Consider the following 5288-nt stretch of genomic DNA (forward strand, 5'->3'; position numbering starts at 1 on the left):
CAGGCTTTTGACCAGCGCAAATAGCATTTGTTAACAAAAATTCCCGAGAGAAGCCCTGACCTGCGGTAAGGAAATTTGAGTGGCAAACCGAGTGCTGGTCAAGGTTGTCGGGGAGCCCTGAGATCGGGTGACTTTGCCATTGGATCTTGCTCGTTTGCTCGGATGTTGAGGATCCCGGGAACGAGGGCGATGGCGTCGGGGTATTTCGCTGCGCGTGTGTAGGCCTCGTGGTCGGTGCCGATGCCGCGGTGTTGGTTGACGGTCTGAAGGGTGAGCAGTCGATGTCTCCAGTGGCGTGGGATGGCGGCCTGAGAGGTCGGCCAGGACGGGATGGCCGTGACGGCGATTTCGTGAGCGAGAACGAGCTGCTGGGGTGTGTATCGGCGCAGGAGCCGGTTGGCGCGATGCTGAGCTGTGATGATTTCGGGGCAGACGGTGACGTCGAGGTTGGGCTGACGAGCATCGCTGAGCCAGATGCCATGGTGCGTGCAGACTTTCAGGTGAACAGGCAGGTGGACGGGGATGGGTTCACTGACGCCGCGGCGGGCGGTGCAGTAGCGGCAGGCGGTGGTAGCGCGGACTGGTCCGCGGGTGTGGGTGGCGCCGAAGGCTGGTAGTGCCCCGGCAAGGCGTTGTGGGGTTGTTCTGGCGAGACGAGCGAGTGCGTTTAGCGCGTCGGTGGTCGCGGGGACGAGCATGTGGTGCTGGGAGAGTTCGTCGGAGTTGTTGATCTTCGTGGAGAACCAGGACGGCAGTGCGGCCAGGACTTCGGCGAGGGTGAGGTGGTTGGCTCGGGCGAGCCGAGGTAGGTAGGAGCTCAGAGATTCCCCCGTGATCGGTGCGATCGGTCGCGGCAGCACGACCGTGTGCTCGCCCGGACGGCCGAGTGGGCGAGGGGGAGCCGGCTGTTCGACGGGTTGCCGGAACTGTTGTAACTCGCGGTAGAAGGTCGCTTTACTGGCATTGAGTCCGCGTTCCTTCAACTCGTTGAACAGGGCGTGGGGCCGTAGCTGCGGGTCCTCGGTGAGGCGCAGACGGCCGTAGTCGGCCAGAGCATCGGTGAGCAGGCGCGATCGGCTGACCAGGTCGAGAAGATCCTGGTTCAGGTGAGTCGGCTGTCCGCTGGGTTGCCTGAGCTGCTGTATCTCGCGGTAGAAGGTCGCTTTGCTGGCTTGGAATCCGAGTTCTTTCAACTCGTTGAACAGGGCGTGGGGCCGTAGCTGCGGGTCTTCGGTGAGGCGCTGGCGGCTGTAGTCGGCCAGGGCGCCGGTGAGCAGGCGGGGGCGTGCGGTTCGGACTCCGGGTTTCGTGCGCCCGGTCAGGTAGGAGCGGATCGTCGTCGGGCTGTAGCCGAGCTGCCCCGCGATGGCGTCCACCGACCATCCGGCATTGCCCAGGGCGAGTATCAGCTCGGCTCGATCGCGGGGCAGCATGTTGGGCATCGCCGCTTATCCGACGGGAGGCGCCGGGGATTCGGAGGTGATGTCGGCGTCGACGGCGTCCAGGGACTTCTTGGTGATTTTCTCGGTGCCGTCGAGGACGGCGTTGATGGCCGCGCTGCGGATCAGCCAGAGCAGGCTTCCGATCATTCCGTGGGTGCGCCTGTGCAGGTAGCGGTCGAGTTCGGGCAGCGATCCAGGCCGATGCCGATGGAGTCGCAGACTGTCTTCCAGGGCGGCGATGAGCGCGGTCCATTGCTGGTCCTGGCTGAACGGGCCGGTGCGGACCATGCCGAACCGGCCGGCGATTTGCTCGCCGCGGGTGCCGGACAGCAGCCCGGTGCGGTCGAGGCTGATCCCGGCATATGCAAACGTGGCGGGGACCCTCTCGCTCAGGTATTTCAAGGTGTCGGATGCTTCGGCGCCCGCGCGGGTGCGGGTGTTGATGCGATCGTCGTCGTAGTAGTCGCGTTTGTCCTCGGGCAGGCCCGTCCACATCGCTGTGGGCAGCAGGTTCGGCGCGGTGTGCATCTCGGTGACGAAGCTGCGCCACCCGTCCAACGTGGTCAGCTGCAGGTGCCCGTAATCGGCATCACCGGATTCGTCACCGGATCCGGGACGGGCTGTGCGAGTCACCATCGTTTGTCCGCCTCGGCGAAGGGGTCGAAGATCGGCAGCGGTATCACTTTGGCGCCCTTGCCCGGACGAGTGGTGCGAACCGGGTCCGGCTCCTCGTCGATGCTCTCTCGCGGTGCGGGCTGCGGTGGGATCGGGGCAGCCGGTGAGCTGGCCTTGGTGCGCGCGGCGACCCGGCGGTCCCGGCGGCTGAGTTTCGCCGAGCCCCTGCCCTCACTGTCGGAAGGTCCTTGGTGGGCCCGTTTCAGCAGGTCGGCGACAGCGTCGGCCACTTCTTCTTCGGTCGCGGCCGGCAGGGCGCGGTGCGTGTGGTCCCAGGCCAGTTCCCCGAACGGTGCTGCGACGCGGTGCAGGTGCTTCCAGAACAGGGTGATCCAGCCGCCCTTCCAGTGGTTGCGGACCCAGATGCGTGAGACGTCGTAGGGGTCGTAATGGATCTCCCAGAGATCCCGATGATTGGTCATGCCGGATCGCTGGTGCCGCAACGGGTTCAGGGCCTTGTCGTCGTAGGTGCGATGGCTGAGCTTCACGCCGTAGGCGTTGATCGCCCGCCAGGTCGCGGGCAGCAGTTCGACGTAGTCGTCCGCCGACAATGCCACCGGGACATAGCCTGCGGTTTCGACGAGCGCGGCGTATTTCTCGTTCGGGCTGAACATCCGTCCCGGATGGACGGGGTCACGAAGCCCCTCGTGGGGCCGGTTCTGCCAGGCTGCCACGAGCCACTCGTCCAGCAGCTCCTGCAACTCCATCACCGACCACACCGCTTGCTGCTCGACGTGGCGGCCCCGGCGTTCGGCGTTGAATCCGGTGTAGCCCGCGACGAACTGGGCGAACAGAGTACCGACCGAGCCGAGCATCCGCTCGATATGCCCCTTTTCCCAACCGGATGCGTCGTGGACGGGCTGGAAGTTGATGCCCAGGAAGTTGCAGGAGGACCGGAAGTTGCGGGAGATGAACACCTTCCCCTGATCGACCACGATCGTCTCGGGAATGACGACCGGCCGGGCCGCGGCGTGCTGCATACGGGCATCGATGTCCAGCAGCCGCTCGAACGGCAGCGCCGACCGCGACATCGCCAGCGCCTGCGACCAGCCCGGCCGCATCGGTTCAGGCGTGACGGTGCGGGCCAGCAGCACGCTCGCGTCCACCGATTTGGTCGTCGGACGCAACACCGCCGCGGTCACGGTCCTGGACGCGACATCGATCATGCCGGTCAAATCGATCCGGCCCGTAACGCCGTCGTCCAGGCGGACCAGCACGTCCAGCGGGGTGGAGTCGATCTGCATCACCTCACCCGGCGCCCACGCGTCCGCCTCGCCGAACGGCCCGTCCGGGCGATCGGCCAGCGACCGGCGGGTGCGAGCCGATCCGGTGGTGTGCTTGCCCGCCGTCAGCTTCTGCAGCAACCGGTAAAGGCTGCGCAGCGACGGCAACCGAACGGCGCCCGGACCGTGGGTGTCCTCCAGGATCTGGCCGGTCCGCCAGAACAGGTAGGTGGCCGTGCGGGAGGACTCCTGCGTCGCCTCGGCAATCGCTTGCTGCAGCGCCTCCACCACCAGCGGATCGGCCCGCCCGTGCGCAGTGACGGGCTTGTCGATCCGATGATCGACCATCCCGGCCAGCCCGCGCTCTTCGTAGCGGCGACGGCGTTTGGTGATCGCGCTCGCGGTCACCGGACGACCGGCCGCGGTCAGCTCCGCGGCCTTGGCCTGCTCCCGGCGGGTCAGCGACACCCGATCCGGGTCGTACTCCGGTTTCGGCCTGGTCCCCGCCGGGGCCTGTGGCGGCACCCCGCGCAGCACCTCGACGATGTGCTGTTCCCACCACAACGCCTCCGCCGCCACAGCTTCCGGCAACCCGTCCAACAGCGTGGACGGGGGAACCGGACCCTGCGCCGGCGCACCCACCGCCTCGAAGTCTCCGGCCGCCACTAGGTCGGTCAGACCGGCCTCGGTGACTTGACCGCCGGTGTCCGCCAGCTGTATTCGTGTTCCAGATACCGCGATCACCGTGTGCAACGTTCCCGCCAACCGCAGGCGATCACCGATCGACAGCCGCGCAGGCCGCCGAGGCGCGGAGCCCCCGCTCACCGAGCACCACCGACGGAACCCGCAGTCGTTACCAGCGTGGTCGGGCCCAACCGGGCGGCCGCGAGATCGGCCACCAGCTCCTGCTGCCACATCAGGTGAAACAGTGCCGGCAGCACCGCGATCCGGTCTCCGGCCCGCTCTGCGGTCGCCAGCAGCGGCGCCGGAGACGCGAACACCTCCCGCAGCCGCTGCCCGATCTCGGCCCGGCCGGCGCACCGCGGATGCCGGTACCGTGCCAGCCACCGCAGGTTCCCCGCCAGCACCGGATCCAAGACCCCCACTCGCCGATACCGCCAGCCGACCTGCTCACACGCCTGCGCCGTGACCGCGAACGCTTCGGCGTCCTTCGGCTCGATCGCGTCATCGGCGCGGACATCGATCACCACCCCCGACCCGTCGGCCAAGCGAGCGAAATAGTCCGGGGCATGGCGGCGCTTGCGTCTGCCGTCGTTCCAGTGCAGCCAGAACGGCTGCGACGCGAGGCCGACGACGTCCCGGTCGTAATCGAGCGCGCGGACGTGATCGCGCTCCAGCCAGGACTCGTAGCCCACGTGGTGGCCGGTTGTCACCGACCACCACCACCCCGGGAAATGACCGAGCCCACGCGACCAGCGGAACGTCCGCACCGGCGCGGCCTGCTCCAGCGTCAAGTGACCGCACTGCCCCAGCCGCACCAATCGATCCCCGCCCACTGCATCGCGCAGACCCAGCGTGAACCCGAAATCGTCGGCCGGAACACGATCCAACGCCAGCACAGCGTCGCCCACCAGATCAGCGCTCGCTCAGCCGTTCCTCCCCAACCGGTGGCAACCGACCTGGTCCGCAAGGGCACCCCACCAGCGTCACGACACGACAGCCCACGAACCCACCCCTACTCCCCAGCAATAACAGACCGAGCAAACTGTACTGGCAGAGAAACGGGAACGAGCAAGATTCACTGACAAAAAGGACGATCGACTGTCACAGGACACACGTTCAACGTGGCGCCGTCCCGCGCCCGCCGCAACACCCGCCTGTAGGTTCTCGTCGCATTTTTCGGTGAATGGTTCCACCACCAGGGGATTTTCGGAGGTTTCTCACCGATTTTGCGGCTGGGATTCTCACCGATTTTTCGCTTTCTTCG

The 5288-nt window shown here is 66.8% G+C and carries 4 protein-coding genes; all 4 read right to left on the bottom strand.

All coding sequences use genetic code 11. From position 1 onward, the window contains the following. Window positions 1–98 precede the first annotated feature (98 nt). Genes P3H15_RS52875 through P3H15_RS52890 form a run of 4 tightly spaced genes read right to left on the bottom strand, consistent with a single transcriptional unit; the run spans window position 99 to window position 4932 of the window. Complete coding sequence (locus tag P3H15_RS52875; RefSeq protein WP_276144640.1) at window positions 99–1442, bottom strand: TniQ family protein; 1344 nt, start codon at window positions 1440–1442, stop codon at window positions 99–101. Between the two features lie 6 nt (window positions 1443–1448). Next, complete coding sequence (locus tag P3H15_RS52880) at window positions 1449–2078, bottom strand: hypothetical protein (RefSeq protein WP_276144641.1); 630 nt, start codon at window positions 2076–2078, stop codon at window positions 1449–1451. Then, the gene (locus P3H15_RS52885; protein WP_276144642.1) at window positions 2072–4165 is read right to left on the bottom strand and encodes a Mu transposase C-terminal domain-containing protein; all 2094 of its coding nucleotides are present in this window, start codon (window positions 4163–4165) and stop codon (window positions 2072–2074) included. The genes P3H15_RS52880 and P3H15_RS52885 overlap by 7 nt, the downstream gene beginning before the upstream one ends. After that, window positions 4162–4932 (bottom strand): TnsA-like heteromeric transposase endonuclease subunit, encoded by a 771-nt coding sequence (locus P3H15_RS52890; RefSeq protein WP_276144643.1) that lies wholly within the window; start codon window positions 4930–4932, stop codon window positions 4162–4164. The genes P3H15_RS52885 and P3H15_RS52890 overlap by 4 nt, the downstream gene beginning before the upstream one ends. Between the last annotated feature and the right edge of the window lie 356 nt (window positions 4933–5288).

The sequence above is a fragment of the Rhodococcus sp. T2V genome (assembly GCF_029269925.1).
In the GTDB taxonomy this organism is placed as follows: Bacteria; Actinomycetota; Actinomycetes; order Mycobacteriales; family Mycobacteriaceae; genus Rhodococcus_F; species Rhodococcus_F koreensis.

Excerpts from the sequence above, each read along its gene's own strand:
- P3H15_RS52875 (WP_276144640.1), bottom strand. The coding sequence starts at position 1,442 with ATGCCCAACATGCTGCCCCGCGATCGAGCCGAGCTGATACTCGCCCTG.
- P3H15_RS52880 (WP_276144641.1), bottom strand. The coding sequence starts at position 2,078 with ATGGTGACTCGCACAGCCCGTCCCGGATCCGGTGACGAATCCGGTGAT.